The following is a 19,031-nucleotide window of genomic DNA, read 5'->3' as shown; positions in this document are numbered from 1 at the left end:
CGCCATGGGCCGTACACGTATCCGCGACATTCGACACGAAGAGTTAATCCACGCCACGATTTCGGCTGTGCACAAACGCGGCTATGCGGCTGTGACCATGGCAGAAATAGCGGCCGAGGCCGGTGCGTCTGCAGCGTCTATCAACTACTACTTTGGCTCCAAGGAAAAGCTGATGGAGGCCACCATGCGCCGTCTGCTGACTCTGCTCAAGGAGGCGCAGCTTGAACGCTACGCTTCGGCCAAATCACCACTGGATCGTCTCATGGCGGTCATTGACGCCAACTTTGCCGACCGGCTTTATACCATCGAGCAATGTTCGATCTGGATGCAGTTTTGGGCCAACGCGCCATACGTCGACAGCCTTTCCCGACTGCACCGCATCAACCGCGCACGGGTGACGTCGCATTTCCGGTCCGAATTGCGCAGCCTATTGCCGGACGACCGGCGCGAGATCGTGCGCGAAGCGCTGCAAAGCTATATGGATGGAGTTTGGCTCGAGGCCGCTCAATCCAACGAAACGCTCGACCCCACTGCCGCACGCAAAGAAGCCAGACGGTTTGCAAAGCTGCTTTTGGACAACGCCGCCTAGCGGATCAAGGCCGCACGTAGATCACCTGTGCACCGTCACCGCCAACCAGCCGCACCCGCATTTGATCCGGCGTCACGGCGTCCAGATACAAACAGGCCGGCGTGTCCCATGGATTGGCCCAGGCAATCAGCACCGGCCCAGCCTCGGATGCACCATCACACGTCTGCGCCAGCTCCATCACATATTGGGATTGCTCCTGCCCGTCGACATACTCCGTTACCACCGATCCGCTGACATAGCTTTGGTAAGCAGGCGCCGACGCCGCCATCCACCGGCCTTGCAAGTATCCGCGAGTTTCGGCGAACCAGTCCAGATCGGGGTCGAGCTCAAAAGCGTGAATGGCGATATCCGCTGTGATGTCGCCCATCGACACGATATCCGCTTTCAGCATCAGCGGCGCATTCTGATAAAGCGTGCCAATCGCCTCCAAAACATAGCCCGGCGTTGGCGCGTCCATGCTGGCATAGAGTGTCGATCCGTTGGCGACAAAGCTGCAATAGGGATCTTCGGTCTCGAAAATGCATTCCTGCACAAGAACCATACCCTCGTACGGGTCCCCCTGCGATCCCATTTCGGCGCCAGTGTCCACCGACATATTTCCCGCCATCGCAACCGCCGGCCCCAACGCCGCCGCCAAAGCTACCAATTGAATTTTCATGATACCGCTCCCTCTCTTTTTGGACCCTAACCCATTGCCTTTTAAACACAAAGCCCGATTAGACCTTGGTTTGCCCTACCAAAGGCGTGACTTGTCGCCGCTTGATCACTGCTTCGCGCCACGTGATGAAACTGATCGCCGCAATGATTACGCCCGCGCCCACGATCACCCAGAAATCCGGCTGCTCGCCAAAGCCAATCCAGCCAAGCAAAACCGCCCAGACCATTTGCAAAAAACTCACCGGTTGGGTGACTGTGATCGGCGCCGCCGCAAAGGCCAGCGTCATGGTGTAATGCCCCGCCGTCGCAAAACATGCGACCGCGAACAGGATACCCAGTTCTCCCAATGTCGGCGTGACCCAAACCGCCGCTGCCAAAGGCGCCAACCCGATCGTGACCGTCACCGACAGCATGCCGACAACAACGGTCGCGCTGACCTCTTCGCTCAGCTTCTTGGCGATGATGTAGCCGCCTGCAAACGTCAGCGCGGTGATGAGCATGGCAAAGTGCCCGCTGCTCAACTCGCGAAATCCGGGACGCAGGATGATCAACACCCCGATCAGCGCCAGCACCACCGCCAGAATCCGCCGCGCCGCCAACTTCTCCCCAAGGAAAAGCGCAGCGCCGACTGTGACATAAACCGGCGACAAATAGTTCATCGCCGTGACTTCCGCGATCGGAATGCGCGCCATGGCAAAGAACCAAAGCACCACGCCCAACGTGTGCAAAACACCACGCGACGCAAACAGCCCCACCTGACGACGGGTCAGGTTGGCGTTCAATATCGGTTTGATCATCGGGATCAGAAAAACGATGCCCAGCGCATAGCGCAAAAACGCGGTCTCCGCGGCTGGCAAGCGTGGCCCGACCATCTTCACAAGTGCCGTCACCGCCACAAAACACAGCCCTGTGACCAGCATCCAAAAGACGCCTTTGACCGGATTATACCCTTGCTCTGTTGTCATGGCCGCAATGGACCATGGCCTTTGGGAAATGTCGAGATAGGAAACAGGTTAACTACCGAAGCTTTTATATGTCTTTGGCTGGCGCACACGCCACCATGCCTACGGCAACGGAATGAACTCGCCCGTGTCACCCGGCGGCAATTGAAACCGGCCATGTTCCCAGTCGCCGTCCGCCCAGGCCTGCTTTGCTTCTTCGATCTTTTCCTTGCTGGAACTGACGAAATTCCACCAGATGTGGCGCGGCCCGTTCATGGTCTCGCCACCCAACGCCATCAACCGCGCGCCCTGTGGCCCTGCCGTGACCGTAATCGCGTCACCGGGTCGAAACACCATCATACGACCTGCCTCAAAGGTCTCGCCCGCAATCACGACTGACCCCTCCGACACATAAAGCCCGCGATCCTCATGATCATCCGGCATCGGCAGCTTAGCCCCCGCCTGCAACAGCACATCGGCGTAAAACGTCTCCGACATCATCGTCACAGGCGCGCGTTCTCCCCATGCGTTGCCAAGGATCAACCGAACCTCCTTGCCCTCGCCCTCAAGCAACGGCAGCGCGTCTTTGCCGTGATGTTCAAACATCGCGGGGTCATCTTCGCGGTCTTCCGGCAACGCAATCCACGTCTGAATACCAAACAGGTTTGACGGCGCCTTGCGCGTCTCCTCGCTGGTGCGCTCCGAATGGGTCACACCATTGCCCGCCACCATCCAGTTCACCTCCCCCGGATAGATCATCTGATGTGTGCCAAGGCTGTCGCGGTGCTCAAACTCGCCTTTGTACAGATAGGTCACTGTGCCAAGGCCGATGTGAGGATGCGGTCGCACGTCTACGCCAGAGCCGGTGATAAACTCGGCAGGCCCCGCCTGATCAAAGAATATGAATGGCCCCACCATCTGTCGCCGTGGCGCGGGCAACGCGCGACGCACTTCAAAGCCGCCAAGATCCCGTGCTCGTGGCACGATCACGGTTTCAATGGCGTCCAGATTGGTGCTGTCTGGCAAAGTTGGGTCTAGGGCTGGGTTCCAACTCATGGCGCGGTCTCCTCAGATGCGTTTCCACACATTAAGGCACTCGGACCTACGCACAAAACACCCACATGGTCACACTCTATGTGCACCTATGCAGGGCCTCAGTGTGACCAGATAAGGCTCAGCGCAATAACCCACATGGTCACGCCGACCACCACATCCAGCACCCGCCACGCGGTTGCGCTTGTGAACACCGGCCGCAACAGCCGCGCCCCAAAGCCCAACATAAAGAAGAACACAAAGCTCGACACAACGGCCCCAAATCCAAAAGCCCAGCTTGGTGAGTATTGCGCAGATATTCCGCCCAAAAGCACAATCGTATCCAGATAGACATGCGGATTGGCCCACGTCAGCGTCAAACACGTCGCCAACGCTGCCCCAAGTGAGCCCGCCGTGCCGCCTTTGTCATCCAACTGGTCGCCCCCCTGAAAAGCGGCGCGGAAGTTCATCGCGCCATAGACAAACAGAAAGGCCGCCCCGCCCCAACGCACAATGTCCAAGGCCCAGGGGTTGGCCGCGATCAGGCCGCCAAATCCGGCCACGCCCGCAGTGATCAGGATCGCATCCGAGATTGCACAGGTCAGCACCAGTGGCAGCACGTATTGCCCGCGCAGCCCTTGGCGCAGCACAAATGCGTTTTGCGCGCCAATCGCCATGATCAACGAAAACCCCAGCGCAAATCCCGCGCCCGCTGCTTCTAACATCCTGTCTCTCCACCGTTTCCAAAGTTTGACTAAGCTGCTGGGTTGAATTACTCAAATTAAAAAACCTTGAGCAACATAAGGCTGGCTAATGCAACTCGATTACGCCCAACTCGCGGCCCTCGCCGCCATCTTACGCACCGGATCGTTTGAAGCCGCAGCCAGTGAACTTGGCGTCACCCAATCCGCAGTTTCCCAACGGCTCAAAGCGCTTGAAGACCGCGCCGGTACACCTCTGGTGCGCCGTGGACAGCCCTGTCACGGCACCGAAACCGGTCGCCGCCTTGCCGCGCACCTTGATCAGGTTGGCATGTTGGAAACCGCGCTGGCGCGCGACGTGGCGGCCCTGACACCGCGCTCAGCCCGTCTGCGCATAGCGGTGAACGCCGACAGCCTCGCCACATGGTTCCTGCCTGCCATCGCACAGGTGCCGGATTTGTTGTTCGATCTGGTGGTGGATGATCAGGACTTCTCCGCCGACTGGCTGCGCCGCGGCGAGGTGGTCGCCGCCGTCACCGCCCACGAAGCGCCTGTTGCGGGTTGCGACAGCACCCCGCTTGGCACGCTGGATTATGTCGCCTCCGCCAGCCCCGCCTTCATGGCGCGCCATTTTCCGGACGGCGTGACCGCCAAGGCCCTCGCGCGCGCGCCAATGCTGGTGTTTGACCCCAAGGACCGGCTGCAACAAATCTGGATGACGGAAAACCTCGGCAGTGCGCCAACGCCGCCGAGCCATCGGCTGCCCTCATCACAAGGTTTCGTCGATGCGTGTCTCTTGGGATTGGGTTGGGGCATGAATCCACTGGTCTCGATCAAACCACATCTGGAGGCGGGAACCCTTGTTCCACTTTTGCCCGACGCGCTCTACACGACGCCGCTCTATTGGCAATCTACCCGCCTGCTGCGACCCGCTTTGGACCCGCTAACGTCGGCAATCCGCAAAACCGCCCGCGCCGCCTTGCGCTAGGCCGACGCCTTGCGGCGCAAGGCAGCCGCCTTAGTTGCGCGATGCAGCCCCCACGGGATAGCCATAAAGACCGCCTGCGCCACCATCGCCGCGCCAAAGGCCTCTGCGGCCGACAGCGCAGGCAAAACATAGGCAAAAGCCGCAATCAAATAGACGTGGATCACAAACATCTGGATCGCCCAAACGCCACAATGCCGTAGCAACGACAGGCTGAAATACCAACGCAACACGCCGGTGACCCAACCTGTACCGCGTACCGATCGTGTCATCGCCACAGTGACAAACGCCACCACCGCCATGGTGCGCACGATATGCACCGGATGCAGATGCATCCTCGGCCAATTGTCCGCCACGCCCGCTGGCACTTCGGCAAACGGAGGATAGAAAAACGCCCAGCGCTGCCCCAAACACGCCACTGCCGTCACCACAAACACGGCCCAATAGCCACGCACGCTCAGCCCATTGATCCAGGCCAGAATCTCGCGAAACTTCAGACCGCAAAGATACGCAATGCAAAACAGGAATTGCCACGCCACCAGATCGAACACCAGATACCGCTGACCCCAGCCAAAAATCCCGCCGCCATAATCAAACAGGCTCGCCACATAAATTGCGCCTGACGGCACCAGCAGCCCCCACTGCGGCACCCACCGCAACAAAAAGCTGCCGGCCCAAAGCAGGGCGAAACAGACGATGTAGATCGGCAAAATATCGGAATACGCGCCGCCGTTTTGCAAAACAGCAACTTCGCCAAGGCCAAACAGATACTGCACCGGCCCCGCACCACTCATCAGCAACAGGATCAAAAACGGCCCGGCGGACAACATGTAATAGGCATAGATTTTGCTGATCCTCTGCCCAAGGAAATCCGCTAGTTTTTGGCGAGACTGAAATTTCAACGCATAGAGAATGCCAACCAGTAGACCGGACAAAAACACCAGAAACTCGGCATCCAAAAGCTGGATGATACGGGCGTGATGCACATCATAAAGATAGCCCATGCCCGGTTGCGCCGCCAAATGCGCCAGCATCATCATGAACAAAAGATGCCCGCGCACCCCATCCAAAAGATCAAACCGCATTGCCGCTCCGTTTGTGAAATTCCGTTAACCAAGAAATCTTGACGCGTTGTAAATCACGAAAATACGGCGAAACGAGGGCTTGAGTTGAGGTCACGTGACCATGCGGCCAGCCCTCTTTTGACCGCCGCCACAGAAATGAAATACCCTCAACAAAAAACCCGACCACTCAGGGCCGGGTTTCGCAAAGTCTCAAATGGACGGAACCGCTTAAAGCTGCTCCATCACCTCGTCAGAGGCTTCGAAGTTCGCGGTCACCCGCTGCACGTCGTCGTCATCCTCAAGCGCATCAATCAGCTTCATCAGCTTCTGCATCGCTTCCAGATCCATGTCCGTCGTCGTGGTCGGTTTCCACACCAGCTTGGTGCTCTCGGATTCGCCCAAAGCCGCCTCAAGCGCGTTTGAAACATCGTTCAGGTCCGTGTCTTCACACCAGATGATGTGACCATCTTCCGAGCTTTCAACGTCCTCTGCGCCAGCTTCGATGGCCGCTTCAAACACCGCATCCGCGTCACCCGCGCTCGCCGGATAGCTCACTTCGCCTTTGCGGTCGAACATGAACCCGACAGAACCGGTTTCGCCAAGGTTGCCGCCGTTTTTGGAAAACGTCGAGCGCACGGTCGACGCTGTCCGGTTGCGGTTGTCGGTCATCGCTTCAACGATCACAGCCACGCCATTGGGGCCATAGCCCTCATAGCGGATCTCTTCGTAATCATCGCCTTCGCCTGCGGTCGATTTCTTGATCGCGCGATCAATCACATCCTTAGGAACAGACTGGCTCTTGGCCTCTTTGACGGCCATGCGCAGACGCGGGTTTTTGTCCGGATCGGGGTCGCCCATCTTGGCGGCCACTGTGATCTCTTTGGAAAGTTTGGAAAACAGCTTGGAGCGCACAGCGTCCTGACGCCCTTTGCGGTGCTGAATATTTGCCCATTTACTATGGCCGGCCATGGATTGCCTCCGGTATATCTTGGCTTAATCGCGTGTCAGGGGTCTCTATACGTCAAGGTCCATCAAGGTCGCAACCCGCTTGCTTTCGCGGCCTGCCTGCGGTTTTCTCCCGACAACAAATTGAACAACAGGTTTTTTCGCATGACCACCGACCAGATCATCCTCTTCAGCCTCTTTGGACTGGTGTTTGCCATGCTGCTTTGGGGACGGTTTCGCTATGATCTTGTCGCCTTCTCGGCGCTGATGATTGGCGTTGTGCTGGGCGTTGTACCTACCAAAGACGCCTTTTCCGGCTTTGGTCATCCGGCAACGCTCATTGTGGCGCTGGTCTTGGTGGTGTCCGCCGGTTTGGTGCGCTCGGGCGCCGTTTTTCTGATCACCCGCACGCTGGTGGACAGCGCACGCTCGCTGGGCAGTCACATCACCATCATCGGCGCCATTGGCGCGGTGTTGTCTGCCTTCATGAACAACGTCGCCGCTCTGGCACTCCTAATGCCCGTCGACATCCAAACCGCCCGCAAGGCCGGTCGCAGCCCCGCCAAATCCCTGATGCCGCTCAGCTTTGCCACCATTTTGGGCGGCATGGCCACGCTGATTGGCACGCCCCCCAACATTATCATCGCCTCAATCCGAGAAGAAGCCACGGGTGAGCCTTTTGGGATGTTTGACTTTGCCCCCGTGGGCGGGATCACCGCAATTGTCGGCCTGCTGTTTGTTGCGCTGATCGGCTGGCGCCTGATCCCTGCCCGCGAAGACGCGGGTAAAAACGCCTCCGATTTGGGTCAGTACATTGCCGAGTTGACCGTGCCTGCCGACAGCAAACTGATTGGCAAACGCTTGGGCGAACTCGACACAGAGGCAGAAGACGCTGACGTGGCAATTCTCGGCCTGATGCGCGATGGCAAACGCCGCTATGGCGCGGCCCGCAATTCGGTGCTGCAGGAAGGCGACACACTGGTGCTTGAAGCCTCCCCTGACGCACTGGATGAGTTACGCGCAGCACTGTCGCTGAATTTCTCGGATGAAAAACGCGAAGGACATCTCAAAGCCGCAGGCGATGGCCTCGACATCATCGAAGTGGTGGTGCCGGAAACCGCCCGCATCGCTGGCAAAACAGCCGCAGCACTTGGGCTGGCGTGGCGACAGGGCGCTGTGTTGATGGGGATCTCTCGCGAGGGTCGCCAGATCCGCAGCCAGATCCGCAAAACCGAGGTTCAGCCCGGCGACATTCTTCTGGTTCTTGTACAAAAGGACCGAGGCGCTGACGTGACCGAATGGCTTGGCTGTCTCCCTCTTGCCGACCGCGGTCTCGTTGTCACCGCTGACAGCAAAATGTGGCTCGCCATCGGCCTTTTCATCGGCGCGGTCGCAGCCGCGTCGCTGGGACTGATCTATCTGCCCGTGGCCTTGGGGCTGGTGGTGGTCGCATACGTTCTGGCCAAGATCGTGCCAATTTCGGAACTCTACACCCACATCGAATGGCCGGTTGTCGTCCTTTTGGGTTCGATGATCCCCCTAGGCGCAGCACTCGACAGCTCGGGCGGCACATCGTTGATTGCAAACGCGCTGATCGACTTGACGGCGGGCCTGCCCGCTTGGGCGGTTTTGACGGTTCTGATGTTGGTCACGATGACGCTCTCGGATGTTCTCAACAACACCGCGACCACCATTGTCGCGGCCCCCGTCGGCATTCAGATGGCAAACACACTTGGCGTCTCTGCCGATCCTTTCCTGATGGCTGTGGCGGTTGCGGCAAGCTCGGCATTCCTCACGCCCATCGGGCACAAGAACAACACATTGATCCTCGGCCCCGGCGGCTACCGCTTTGGGGATTACTGGCGCATGGGTCTGCCGCTTGAAATTCTAGTGGTCGTGGTCTCGATCCCCGCCATTCTGGTGTTTTGGCCGATGTGATCGGGCTCCCCAAAATCCCGATTACACTCATGCAAAAGGGGCAGGTCTCAACCGAAACCTGCCCCTAAAAATGACGCCTACGCAATACCGACGCGATACCTACGCATTACAGCCTCTGAAAATCAGCCGTAAGTCGACACCGTTGTACCTGCCAGCGCCGAGATGTTCATCAAGCCGCGAACGGTGATCGACGGTGTTACAATGTGCGCTCGGTTGCCCATGCCCATCAGGATCGGCCCAACTTCCAGACCGTCAGAAACGGACTTCAGAATGTTGCGGGTGGCACCCGCCGCATCAGTGTTGGAATAGACCAACACATTGGCTTTGCCTGTTAGACGTCCATCAGGGAACAAGCGGTCGCGCAACTCTGGGTCCAAGGCAGCATCCGTGTGCATTTCGCCTTCATATTCAAAGTCATGCTCGTTCTGATCCAGCACATCCAGCGCCCCACGCATCACCCGGCCTGAATGGCTATCAAGGTTGCCAAACTGGCTTCCGGAACACAGTGCGATCTTGGGATCAACGCCAAACCGCCGCACATGCCGTGCGGCTGCAATCACAGTCTCCGCGACCTGCTCAGAGGTCGGCTCGATATGAATATGCGTGTCCGCAAGGAACAAGGGCCCCTTGTCCAGAATGATCAACGACAGCGAACCGACCGGGTGCAACTCTTTGTTTTGCAACACTTCCGTCACATACCTAAGGTGCCAGCGGTATTCACCGAATGTGCCACAGATCATGCTATCCGCATCCCCGCGCTCCACCGCAATTGCGGCAATCGCTGTGGTATTGGTGCGCAGAATGGCCCGCGCACTGTCAGGGCTCACGCCTTTGCGACGCAGCTTGTCGTGATAGGTGGTCCAATAATCGCGATACCGTTCGTCGTGCTCGGGGTTGATCAGTTCAAAATCAACACCGGCTTTGATCTTCAGACCAGCCTTATCCAAACGGTGCTGAACCACTTCAGGGCGCCCGATCAAGACCGGCGTATCAACAGTGTCCTCCAACATGGCCTGCGCCGTGCGCAGCACGCGTTCGTCTTCGCCCTCAGCAAACACAATTCTGCGCCGCGACATGCTGGCCGCCTCATAAACAGGTCGCATGATCATCGAGGACCTAAACACCTGCGCGCTGAGTTTCTCCTCATAGACCTGCAGATCGATGTCCTTTGTCGCCACACCAGACTCAATTGCCGCCCTGGCCACAGCCACAGCAATCGTCGGCAAGAGCCGCGGATCAAACGGTTTCGGGATCAGATATTCCGGCCCAAAGGCAAGCTTTTCTCCGCGATACGCAACGCCCACCTCGGCGCTGGTGGTTTCGCGCGCCAGACCGGCAATCGCTTCCACACAGGCAAGCTTCATCGCGTCGTTGATCTCTGTTGCGCCCACATCCAGCGCACCACGGAAGATGAACGGGAAACATAGCACGTTATTGACTTGGTTGGGATAATCCGACCGCCCCGTCGCGATCAACGCACCGGGGGCTGCCTCGCGGGCCAGTTCTGGCATGATCTCCGGCGTCGGGTTGGCCAGCGCAAAGATGATGGGATCATCTGCCATTTGCTCGACCATTTCTTTGGTCAGCAAGCCCGGACCGGACACACCCAAGAACAGGTCAGCGCCTTCCATGGCTTCCATGGTGGTGCGCTTGTCGGTGGGCTGCGCGAACTCGGATTTTTCTGGCGACAAATCGTTACGCTGGCTGTGCACCACGCCTTTGCTGTCCAGCATAAGAATGTTCTCGTGCTGCACACCCATCGTCATCAACATCTTCAGACATGCGATGCCGGCAGCGCCCGCGCCCAAGGCAACGACCTTGATGTCTTCAACGTTTTTCTTGGCCACGATCAACGCGTTAAAGGCTGCAGCGGCAGCAACAATTGCGGTGCCGTGCTGGTCATCGTGAAAGACCGGAATGTTCATCCGTTCCTTGCAAATCCGCTCCACCAGAAAGCAATCCGGCGCCTTGATGTCTTCCAGATTGACCGCGCCAAACGTCGGCTCCAGACGGCACACCAAATCAGCCAGCTTTTCCGGATCGGGCTCATTCACCTCAATGTCAAAGCAATCAATACCGGCGAACTTCTTGAACAGAACCGCTTTGCCTTCCATCACCGGCTTACTGGCCTGCGCGCCAATGTTGCCAAGCCCCAGAACGGCCGTACCGTTGGAAATCACTGCGACAAGGTTACCCTTGGCCGTGTAACGCGCTGCATCCGAAGGGTTTTTCTCAATCTCGACACAGGCCTCCGCCACACCGGGGCTATAAGCCCGGCTCAAATCCCGCCCTGTCGCCATCGGCTTGGTTGCGCGGATCTCAAGCTTGCCGGGCTTGGGAAACTCGTGATAATCCAGCGCCGCCTGACGGGCGCGATCCTGATCCTTGTTGGTCGTCATACTCTCTCTCCGAAATCCCCTCGCACGGCTTATCGCCGTCCCATTCTCTCAGCCATATCCAACATCCGGTTGGAAAAGCCCCATTCATTGTCATACCAGCCAAACACCCGCAGCAGGCCACCAACCGACACTGAAGTCTCCGGTCCGCTCAACACCAACGACTCAGGCCTTGCGCGCAAATCCGTGCTGACCAGCGGCTTTTCTGTCCAGCCAATCAAGGGCGCGCGGTTGGCCTCGGCCAAAAGCACGCTGTTCACGCCGTCCACAGACACTGGTTTTTCAGTCTGTATGGTCAAATCAATCGCTGACACCGAGGCCGTTGGTACGCGGATCGCCCGCGCTTCCACCCGGCCTTCAAGATGCGGCAATACTTTATCGATCAGGCGCTGCGCCGATGTGGTTGTCGGTACCATCGACAACGCCGCCGCCCGACTGCGGGCCAGATCGGCCCGCGGTTTGTCCACCGTTGGCTGGCTGCCGGTGTAGCAATGCACCGTCGTCATATGGCCGCTGATCAGACCAAATTCCTGATCCAGCACCCGCAACAGGGGTGCCAGCGCGTTTGTTGTGCAGGACGCGTTTGACACGATTTTCTGATCGCTCAACGCTTCTTCATTGGCGCCCATCACAATGGTGATATCCGCCTCATCGGACGGCCCGGAAATCAAAACCGCCCCCGCGCCTGCCGCCAATCCACGCTCGGCCACTGCCCGCGATCCAGCCATGCCCGTGCATTCCAACACCACATCAACGGCGCTCAAATCCATCGTGCTCAGGTCACGCTCTGCATGAAACGGAATGCGCAGTCCATCGACGATCAAGGCGGCGCTGTCCGTCGAGACCTCGCCCCGATAGGCACCAAACACGCTGTCATACTCAAAAAGATAGGCACAGGTCTGAATCGACTCGATGTCATTGATGCCAACGATTTCGATGTGCGAATGCGCGCCCTGCGCCAGAATGCGCAACACCGTCCGGCCAATCCGGCCAAACCCGTTGATAAAAATTCTGACAGGTTGCGCGCTCATGTCTCCGGTCCCTTCCTCAAAGGCCCATTGAAAGGTTTTGCCCCCAAAAGACCACCCTTAAAGGATGGTGAAATCGCCGCAGATTGCAGTGTTAGCGCAATCAATCGAAAAGAGTGGCACGAACTCAAAAAACCTTGCCGCGCGCGCTGACCGGCCACAGACATTCCACAACGCCGCCACGTACCCCGACGTAGTAGTCGTGCAGGTTGCACGTGGGGTCACAGTGACCGGGCACAAGCCGCAGCTTCTCATTGATAGAAAGCTGATCCTCAGGATCCGAAATCGTACCGTGCTCATCTGAGGCCTCGACATAGTCCAACGCCTCACGTTCAAAGACCAAAGGCAGGCCACTTTCCATGGACATCGCTTTGAGTCCCGCGTCGACAACAGCTTTACCCGATTGCGCTGTGCTCATCACCGAACTCAGCACAAAGAATGCGTTCTCCCATTGCCCTTGATCCAGTCGTGCACCATCTTCGTCCAAAACCCGGCCATAATCTGCGTCCATAAACGCATAAGAGCCACATTGCAGTTCCGTATAAATCTGCGACGCACTTTCAAATTCGAACGATCCTGTACCACCGCCCGTGACAAGCTCCGGCGTCAGGCCAGCCTCCGTCAACGCCGCTACGCTGGTACGCACAATCGCGTGCGCTGCTTCCGCAGCGGTCCGGCGATCTTCATATGTCGTCACATGCTGCATCGCCCCTTGATATGCCTGCAGTCCCGCATACCGCAGCCCGTCTGCATCAGACACAGCTTGCGCAATCGCCACTGCTTCTGCCGGACGCGCCACGCCGCAGCGACCAGCCCCGCAATCAAGCTCCACCAAAACGTCAAGCTGTGTGCCCTGCCGCATGGCTGCCTGCGACAGCTCCGCCACATTGGCGATGTCGTCCACACAAACGCTGACCCGCGCGCCCAAGACCGGCAACCGCGCCAGCCGGTCGATCATACGCGGGTTGCGCACCTCGTTGCTGACCAGAACGTCGGCAATGCCGCCCCGCACAAAGGCTTCGGCCTCACTCACCTTCTGACAGCAGACCCCCACAGCTCCGCCTACCCGCATTTGCAGCTTGGCCACATCCACCGATTTATGCATTTTACCGTGTACCCGATGGCGCATCCCATGCGCTTGCGCATAGACCCCCATCTTGGCGACATTGCGCTCCAACGCGTCCAGATCAAGCACCAAGGCGGGCGTCATGATCTCACTTTCCGTCATGCCGACCTGTGCCGGAATGTCGTAGCCCACGTCTAGCGCTTCATGATCCTGCATTTCCGTTCCCGCTTTTGATTTCGGGCACCTTAGCGCAGTTTCATGTGGCGGTTCACGTCCTTGTAAAGCAGGTAGCGGAACTTTGCCGGACCGCCCGCATAACAGGCCTGCGGGCAGAACGCGCGCAACCACATATAGTCGCCGGCCTCAACTTCGACCCAGTCCTGATTGAGACGGTATACCGCTTTGCCTTCAAGCACATAAAGCCCATGTTCCATCACATGGGTTTCCAGAAACGGGATCACGCCACCGGGTTCAAACGTCACAATATTAACGTGCATGTCGTGACGCATGTCATCCGGTTCGACAAAGCGAGTTGTCGCCCAGCGTCCCTCGGTATCGGGCATCGGCGTCGGGTCCACATCATGATCTGATGTAACAAAGGCCTCTGGCGCATCGATCCCCTCAACAGCCTCATAAACCTTGCGGATCCAGTGGAATTTCACCGGTGCGGTGCTTTCATTGGCCAGCCGCCAGTCTTGCCCTGCGGGTACATAAGCATAGCCCCCTTCGGTCAACTCATGACGCGCCTCACCAATCCAAACCACTGCGGCGCCTTCTACGACAAACAGCACGCTCTGCGCCTGCGCATCAAGTTCCGGCTTGTCGCTGCCGCCGCCTGGCGCAACTGCGGCGATGTAGTGCGAAAACGTCTCTGAGAACCCACTCATTGGACGCGCAATCACCCAGACGCGGGTGTCGGTCCAGAATGGCAGGTTGGACGTCACAATGTCCGTCATCGTGCCTTTGGGGATCACCGCAAAACTTTCGGTGAACATCGCCCGATCCGTCAAAAGCTGGGTCTGTGGCGGCAATCCACCTTGCGGGGCAAAATAGCTTGAACGGGCCATGGGAACTCTCCTAAAACAACGTAAGCCATCATCTCAGCCACAGGCATCCTCGCCAAGCTGTAAGCCGCCCGTTTGCCCCTGAAGGATTGTTGCGCATTTCTTGAAAATCGCGGATCCGACTTTTCGGCTTTCCAACAGATCAACCGTCAATCGGATCGATCAACTGCGCCCCCGACGCCCGATTGGAATTTACCGCGCGGTCCACCTGGTGAAACGACAAAAGGTCTTCTTCCGCCGCCTTCATCAATGTCGCCGCCCCGTGGCCCTCCTCGCCGAGCCACAGCCCCCAATCGGCCTCATCAATGACAACCGGCATCCGGTGATGCACTTTGGATATGGTTTCATTTGCGCCCGTGGTGACAACCGCACAGGTCGCCTGCCGCTCGCCCTCAGACCCCCATTCTTGCCAAACACCCGCCAATGCCAACGTCTCGGCGCCGTGAATATACCACGGCCAGCGCGCGCCTTCGTCATCTTTGGTCCACTCATAAAACCCGCTCACCGGTATCAAACACCGCCGCTCCCGACAGGCGGCGCGGAACGCCGGTTTCTCCGCAAGTGTTTCTGCACGCGCATTGATCAGCAACGGGCCATCCGTGGGGGATTTGTACCATTTCGGCAAAAAACCCCACCGCATCGACACCAACCGGCGCTCGGCCTCTGCCGCCCCCAAGACCACATGAACCTGAGTGGTCGGACAAACGTTGTAGTTGGGCACAGATGGCAAATTGTTGGCCGGAACCGCCGCAAACAACTGCGCCATCGCGTCAGGGGGAAGTGTGATTGCAAAACGTCCGCACATATGGTTTTTCTCAACCTCCAGAGGATAGCAATATCCAATTGCCGAATTGCCGCTCACTCGCGCAAATTGGCGCCGGCACAGAAAAAGGATACGCGGTTTGTCTCCATTGGAAAAAGCCCAAAAGCAACTCCAAGCGGGCAAATGGGCAGCCGCGTTAAAATCGGCACAAAGCGGCTTGAAAAAAGCTCAAACCGATTGGCGTCTAAGTGGTATCGCCGGCCAATCTCTTCTCAACTTGGGAAAACCAAAACAGGCCGCGATCTTTTTGGATCGATCGCGTAAATCCGGACCGGACGACAACGAGGCTCATACGTTGTTGGCGATGGCTTTGATCAGAGCCGATCGCCTCGAAGATGCCCTTCTGGTCTTGGAGAAAACGCCACTTACGCCCCGAAACGAGCTAAAAACCCAATTAATGATAGGGCACATCGCGATAGCTCGAAAAGACGCAGCCGCAGTCAGCGCCGCCGCAAAACGGGTTGAAGCAATTAACCCGGACCATCCGGAAAGCTTGATGCTCAGCGCGAATGCCTGCTCCCTGAATGGCTTTAACGAAGAAAGCGCCAAGTTTTTTGAAAAGGCCGCCGAAACCGGCGCGCTCGGGCTGGTGCCGTATCATGAAGCCGTGCGCCACTACATGCGTGCTGCGCAGACCGAAGCTTCTACCCGCGTCCTGAACGCTGTCCTCGAAATCGCACCTAACGATGGGGAAACTCTGTTGTTGGCTGCAAATGATGCGGCGCAGAATGGCCAAACCGACCTTGCTGTGGAAAGATATGAAAGACTCCTTCAGATAGCGCCCGCGCATGCCGAATCCTTGAAAAGCCTGGCACACACTTTAACCTCCGAGGCATTGCTGGAGCTCGAACCACGAATAGACAAGGCATTACAACACCACAAAAAACGCTCCAGCGAAGCTGCACTATTACACTTTGCAAAAGCGGAAGTGTTCAAACGCGCGCACGCCGACGACGAAGCGGCAGCTCAGTCCTTCGCCCGCGCAAATGAAATTGAGTTTGCGGCGAGACAACCGTTCATTAACAATCTGCAGTCTGAGTTCGACCTGCTGACATCCGCGCCTATTGATGATCCGGAAACCCCATCCAGCGCGAGCAATGTCACGCCGATCTTTGTGATAGGCCTGCCACGTTCCGGCACCACTCTGATTGAACAGATTCTGTCTGCGCACTCCAGTGTTGTGCCTTTTGGCGAGCAAAGTGCTATGCGCCAGGCCGTTAAATCTGTGTATGAAAACGCATCCTACCCTTCAGGGGAAACGATCAAGCAGGAATATCTCAAGCGCTTACCCAGCACCTGGAGCAAGACGCAGTTCTTTGTGGACAAACTGCCGGCGAACTACCGTTTTGTAAGGGCAATTTTCGCCGCATTTCCGAATGCCAAGATCATTTTGGCGGACCGAAATCCAGTTGACACTGCATGGTCTAGCTGGCGAAACGCATTTCCATCAGAGCATATGACCTACACTTTCGATCAAGCTTCAATGGCCGAGGAGTTCAACTTTTTCCGCAAATACACACAATTGTGGGGCCAACAATTTGGTGACCGGATTCTAACTTTGCCTTATGAAGACACTGTGACCGATTTAGAGGCCGCAACGAAAACTTTGGCGCAATATATTGGCTTTGACTGGGAAGAAGCCATGACCCGTCCGCAGGACGTTCAGCGTGCGATAACCACCGCCTCAGTTCATCAAGCACGCCAAGCGGTTTATCAAAGCTCGATCAATCTGGGTGATGCGCGCGCTCAAGAACTCAAGGACTTCATCGCCAACCTCGATCCCGACCTCTGGCCGGAACTCGATCTCTGACCACTACCGACCAGCCTTCTTTGCCAAATCAATCCGCGCTTCCATCATCGACATCACCTTAAGGATTTCCGAGCGTTTCGTGCGGTCACCGGTCTCACGCAACTCCTCGCGCAATTTGGCCAACTCGCGCGATAGCGCCACAAACTCAGGCACCGCACCACTTTCTTTGACCAACCGGCCAAACACTGCGTTTGCAGGATCATCGCAGCGCGGCAACGGCTTGCCCGTGCCCTCCAAGCTGTCAAATTCGCCAGCCTCCTCGGCCTGGCGAATTCTTTGCTCGATCAGATCAAACAGCGGATGCTCCATCATGCGCCTCAAAGAAAAACCCCCGCCAATTTTCCGGCGGGGGTCAATTACGTCAAGATGATCACCTTATTTTTTGGTGATGCGCCCATCCAGATACGGTGTCACCGGACCATTGGCCGCCATGAACTCGGCGGTCACATCTGCCAGATCGGGACCGTAGTCATAAGCGTTCTGCGCGTCGCGGAACATCTTGTAGCCATCGCCACCGTTGCGGACGTAGTTGTTGGACACAACGCCGTAAAGTTTGCCCAGCTCAATCGGCGCATCGCCAACCATGACGTCGCTGATACGGCTGCCAACCGGGCGGCTCACGTCAAACGCAAATGTCATACCGGCCACCTGAGGGAAGCGACCAGCGCCGTCCTCATACTGGCTCACGCCATTTTCCAGCGCGGACACGATGGTTTCGCCTGTCACCTGGAAGGTCGACAGCGTGTTCTGGAACGGCAGCACCGTCAGGACTTCGCCCATGGTCACCTCACCGGCGTCAATAGACGCGCGAATGCCGCCACCGTTCTGAATGGCAATCTGAACGCCTTGATCTTTCACTCGGTCCAGCATCGCGTCGGCAATGATATTGCCCATGGTGCATTCCGCCGCCCGACAAGAGCCGCGCTCGCCGTCAATCGCCTCAGCCGTTTCAGCCACAACCTTGCTACGGATTTCCTCAAGCGGCGCCGCTGCCTCAGCGATACGGGCCACTGTGGCTTCGTCCTCAGACACAGACGCGTCCATGATGATCGGCTCGCCAACGGTTTCCACGATTTCACCGGCATCATTGAATGTGACATTCAACTCACCCAGAAATTTGCCATAGGCATAAGCTGAAACAATCGCCGTCTTGCCAACCATTGTCGGATATGGACCTTCAGCACGATCAGAGGTGTTGGACAAATATGTGTTGGAGTGACCACCCACGATCACATCGACACCCGTAGTGTTGGCCGCAACACGTTGATCAACACCGTAGCCCGAGTGGCTCAGAACGATGATTTTGTTTACGCCCATCTCAGTCAGCTTGTCGACCTCGCCCTGCACCGCACCAACCGGATCGGTAAAGATAATGTTGGGACCAGGGCTTGCCAACTCGTCGGTGTCTTGTGGTGTCAGACCAATCAGGCCCAGCTTTTCGCCGCCACGCTCGATCACGGTCGACTTGGCCAAAGTGTCCGCCAACATGGCCTCGCCGCTCACGTCGGCATTGGACATCAGCACCGGAAAATCTACTGCGTCCATAAAGCCACGCAAGACTTCGGGACCATCGTCAAACTCGTGGTTGCCCACGGTCATGGCGTCATAGCCCATCTTGTTCATCATCTCGGCAGCAAGCTTGCCTTTGTAATAGGTGTAAAACAGCGTGCCCTGAAATTGGTCGCCGCCATCTACGAGAATTGCGTTGTTGGACCGTGCGCGTGCATCCGCCAGCGCGCTTACCAACCGGGCCGAACCGCCAAAACACTTGCCCTCGGCATTGCTGTCAGCGGAGCAGCCTGAATCGTATTTCGAAATCGGTTCAAAGCGCGCGTGGAAGTCGTTTGTGTGCAAAATGGTCAGCGAATAATCCGCAGCGGCCATACCGGCTGTCACCGTCAGGGCAGCAGCACCTGTCATCAATCTGGAAATCATTGGGAATCCCCCCTTCGTTTTTATCATTCAGTCAATATCGTGCAGTCTAAAGCCACT

The 19,031-nt window shown here is 57.5% G+C and carries 17 protein-coding genes; 4 read left to right on the top strand and 13 right to left on the bottom strand.

What is annotated here, in order from left to right:
• Positions 1-4 precede the first annotated feature (4 nt).
• Complete coding sequence (gene betI, locus PG871_RS11005) at positions 5-589, top strand: choline-binding transcriptional repressor BetI (protein ID WP_270729297.1); 585 nt, start codon at positions 5-7, stop codon at positions 587-589.
• A gap of 4 nt (positions 590-593) precedes the next feature.
• On the opposite strand, the gene PG871_RS11000 is transcribed toward betI, so the two are convergent.
• From PG871_RS11000 to PG871_RS10985, 4 genes are all read right to left on the bottom strand, one after another.
• Positions 594-1,247, bottom strand: coding sequence for a hypothetical protein (locus tag PG871_RS11000; protein WP_270729295.1), 654 nt, complete (start codon positions 1,245-1,247; stop codon positions 594-596).
• A 58-nt stretch (positions 1,248-1,305) separates the two neighbouring features.
• On the bottom strand, positions 1,306-2,211 hold the full coding sequence (locus tag PG871_RS10995; protein WP_270729294.1) for a DMT family transporter: 906 nt from the start codon (positions 2,209-2,211) through the stop codon (positions 1,306-1,308).
• Between the two features lie 99 nt (positions 2,212-2,310).
• Positions 2,311-3,243 (bottom strand): pirin family protein, encoded by a 933-nt coding sequence (locus tag PG871_RS10990; RefSeq protein ID WP_270729293.1) that lies wholly within the window; start codon positions 3,241-3,243, stop codon positions 2,311-2,313.
• Between the two features lie 98 nt (positions 3,244-3,341).
• Complete coding sequence (locus PG871_RS10985) at positions 3,342-3,944, bottom strand: LysE/ArgO family amino acid transporter (protein ID WP_270729292.1); 603 nt, start codon at positions 3,942-3,944, stop codon at positions 3,342-3,344.
• Between the two features lie 88 nt (positions 3,945-4,032).
• On the opposite strand from PG871_RS10985, the gene PG871_RS10980 reads away from it, so the two are divergent.
• Entirely contained in the window at positions 4,033-4,908 is an 876-nt protein-coding gene (locus PG871_RS10980; protein WP_270729291.1) for a LysR family transcriptional regulator ArgP, read from the top strand.
• Here PG871_RS10980 and opgC read toward each other — a convergent pair.
• Both opgC and PG871_RS10970 read right to left on the bottom strand, forming a co-directional pair.
• The gene (gene opgC / locus PG871_RS10975) at positions 4,905-5,990 is read right to left on the bottom strand and encodes an OpgC domain-containing protein (RefSeq protein ID WP_270729289.1); all 1,086 of its coding nucleotides are present in this window, start codon (positions 5,988-5,990) and stop codon (positions 4,905-4,907) included. The genes PG871_RS10980 and opgC overlap by 4 nt on opposite strands.
• Before the next feature lie 207 nt (positions 5,991-6,197).
• A complete protein-coding gene (locus tag PG871_RS10970; RefSeq protein ID WP_270729288.1) occupies positions 6,198-6,938 on the bottom strand; it encodes a YebC/PmpR family DNA-binding transcriptional regulator in 741 nt (246 codons plus the stop codon).
• Positions 6,939-7,079: 141 nt separating this feature from the next.
• Between PG871_RS10970 and PG871_RS10965 the strand changes: the two genes are divergently transcribed.
• Positions 7,080-8,852: an SLC13 family permease gene (locus PG871_RS10965; protein ID WP_270729287.1), complete on the top strand. Its 1,773-nt coding sequence runs from the start codon at positions 7,080-7,082 to the stop codon at positions 8,850-8,852.
• A 122-nt stretch (positions 8,853-8,974) separates the two neighbouring features.
• Here PG871_RS10965 and PG871_RS10960 read toward each other — a convergent pair whose 3' ends face one another.
• From PG871_RS10960 to PG871_RS10940, 5 genes are all read right to left on the bottom strand, one after another.
• Complete coding sequence (locus tag PG871_RS10960; RefSeq protein ID WP_270729286.1) at positions 8,975-11,251, bottom strand: NADP-dependent malic enzyme; 2,277 nt, start codon at positions 11,249-11,251, stop codon at positions 8,975-8,977.
• 29 nt (positions 11,252-11,280) lie between these two features.
• Positions 11,281-12,279 carry a type I glyceraldehyde-3-phosphate dehydrogenase gene (locus tag PG871_RS10955; RefSeq protein ID WP_270729285.1) on the bottom strand — a complete coding sequence of 333 codons (999 nt, stop codon included), beginning with the start codon at positions 12,277-12,279 and terminating at the stop codon, positions 11,281-11,283.
• 124 nt (positions 12,280-12,403) lie between these two features.
• The gene (locus PG871_RS10950; protein WP_270729284.1) at positions 12,404-13,558 is read right to left on the bottom strand and encodes a DSD1 family PLP-dependent enzyme; all 1,155 of its coding nucleotides are present in this window, start codon (positions 13,556-13,558) and stop codon (positions 12,404-12,406) included.
• 29 nt (positions 13,559-13,587) lie between these two features.
• Positions 13,588-14,409 (bottom strand): bifunctional allantoicase/(S)-ureidoglycine aminohydrolase, encoded by an 822-nt coding sequence (locus tag PG871_RS10945; RefSeq protein WP_270729283.1) that lies wholly within the window; start codon positions 14,407-14,409, stop codon positions 13,588-13,590.
• 139 nt (positions 14,410-14,548) lie between these two features.
• Positions 14,549-15,211, bottom strand: coding sequence for an SOS response-associated peptidase (locus PG871_RS10940; protein WP_270729282.1), 663 nt, complete (start codon positions 15,209-15,211; stop codon positions 14,549-14,551).
• A gap of 97 nt (positions 15,212-15,308) precedes the next feature.
• Here PG871_RS10940 and PG871_RS10935 point away from each other — a divergent pair, with 97 nt between their 5' ends.
• Positions 15,309-17,039: a tetratricopeptide repeat-containing sulfotransferase family protein gene (locus PG871_RS10935; RefSeq protein WP_270729281.1), complete on the top strand. Its 1,731-nt coding sequence runs from the start codon at positions 15,309-15,311 to the stop codon at positions 17,037-17,039.
• A gap of 3 nt (positions 17,040-17,042) precedes the next feature.
• On the opposite strand, the gene PG871_RS10930 is transcribed toward PG871_RS10935, so the two are convergent.
• Positions 17,043-17,348 (bottom strand): J-domain-containing protein, encoded by a 306-nt coding sequence (locus tag PG871_RS10930; RefSeq protein WP_270730870.1) that lies wholly within the window; start codon positions 17,346-17,348, stop codon positions 17,043-17,045.
• A 66-nt stretch (positions 17,349-17,414) separates the two neighbouring features.
• Positions 17,415-18,974 carry a bifunctional metallophosphatase/5'-nucleotidase gene (locus PG871_RS10925; RefSeq protein WP_270729280.1) on the bottom strand — a complete coding sequence of 520 codons (1,560 nt, stop codon included), beginning with the start codon at positions 18,972-18,974 and terminating at the stop codon, positions 17,415-17,417.
• Positions 18,975-19,031: the final 57 nt, after the last annotated feature.

Source organism: Shimia sp. Alg240-R146, assembly GCF_947331465.1.
Lineage (GTDB): Bacteria > Pseudomonadota > Alphaproteobacteria > Rhodobacterales > Rhodobacteraceae > Shimia.
Note: the sequence above shows the minus strand (reverse complement) of the source record. Positions and strands in the feature narration are given on the sequence as shown.

Excerpts from the sequence above, each read along its gene's own strand:
- betI (WP_270729297.1), top strand. The coding sequence starts at position 5 with ATGGGCCGTACACGTATCCGCGACATTCGACACGAAGAGTTAATCCAC.
- PG871_RS11000 (WP_270729295.1), bottom strand. The coding sequence starts at position 1,247 with ATGAAAATTCAATTGGTAGCTTTGGCGGCGGCGTTGGGGCCGGCGGTT.
- PG871_RS10995 (WP_270729294.1), bottom strand. The coding sequence starts at position 2,211 with ATGACAACAGAGCAAGGGTATAATCCGGTCAAAGGCGTCTTTTGGATG.
- PG871_RS10990 (WP_270729293.1), bottom strand. The coding sequence starts at position 3,243 with ATGAGTTGGAACCCAGCCCTAGACCCAACTTTGCCAGACAGCACCAAT.
- PG871_RS10985 (WP_270729292.1), bottom strand. The coding sequence starts at position 3,944 with ATGTTAGAAGCAGCGGGCGCGGGATTTGCGCTGGGGTTTTCGTTGATC.
- PG871_RS10980 (WP_270729291.1), top strand. The coding sequence starts at position 4,033 with ATGCAACTCGATTACGCCCAACTCGCGGCCCTCGCCGCCATCTTACGC.
- opgC (WP_270729289.1), bottom strand. The coding sequence starts at position 5,990 with ATGCGGTTTGATCTTTTGGATGGGGTGCGCGGGCATCTTTTGTTCATG.
- PG871_RS10970 (WP_270729288.1), bottom strand. The coding sequence starts at position 6,938 with ATGGCCGGCCATAGTAAATGGGCAAATATTCAGCACCGCAAAGGGCGT.
- PG871_RS10965 (WP_270729287.1), top strand. The coding sequence starts at position 7,080 with ATGACCACCGACCAGATCATCCTCTTCAGCCTCTTTGGACTGGTGTTT.
- PG871_RS10960 (WP_270729286.1), bottom strand. The coding sequence starts at position 11,251 with ATGACGACCAACAAGGATCAGGATCGCGCCCGTCAGGCGGCGCTGGAT.
- PG871_RS10955 (WP_270729285.1), bottom strand. The coding sequence starts at position 12,279 with ATGAGCGCGCAACCTGTCAGAATTTTTATCAACGGGTTTGGCCGGATT.
- PG871_RS10950 (WP_270729284.1), bottom strand. The coding sequence starts at position 13,558 with ATGCAGGATCATGAAGCGCTAGACGTGGGCTACGACATTCCGGCACAG.
- PG871_RS10945 (WP_270729283.1), bottom strand. The coding sequence starts at position 14,409 with ATGGCCCGTTCAAGCTATTTTGCCCCGCAAGGTGGATTGCCGCCACAG.
- PG871_RS10940 (WP_270729282.1), bottom strand. The coding sequence starts at position 15,211 with ATGTGCGGACGTTTTGCAATCACACTTCCCCCTGACGCGATGGCGCAG.
- PG871_RS10930 (WP_270730870.1), bottom strand. The coding sequence starts at position 17,348 with ATGGAGCATCCGCTGTTTGATCTGATCGAGCAAAGAATTCGCCAGGCC.
- PG871_RS10925 (WP_270729280.1), bottom strand. The coding sequence starts at position 18,974 with ATGATTTCCAGATTGATGACAGGTGCTGCTGCCCTGACGGTGACAGCC.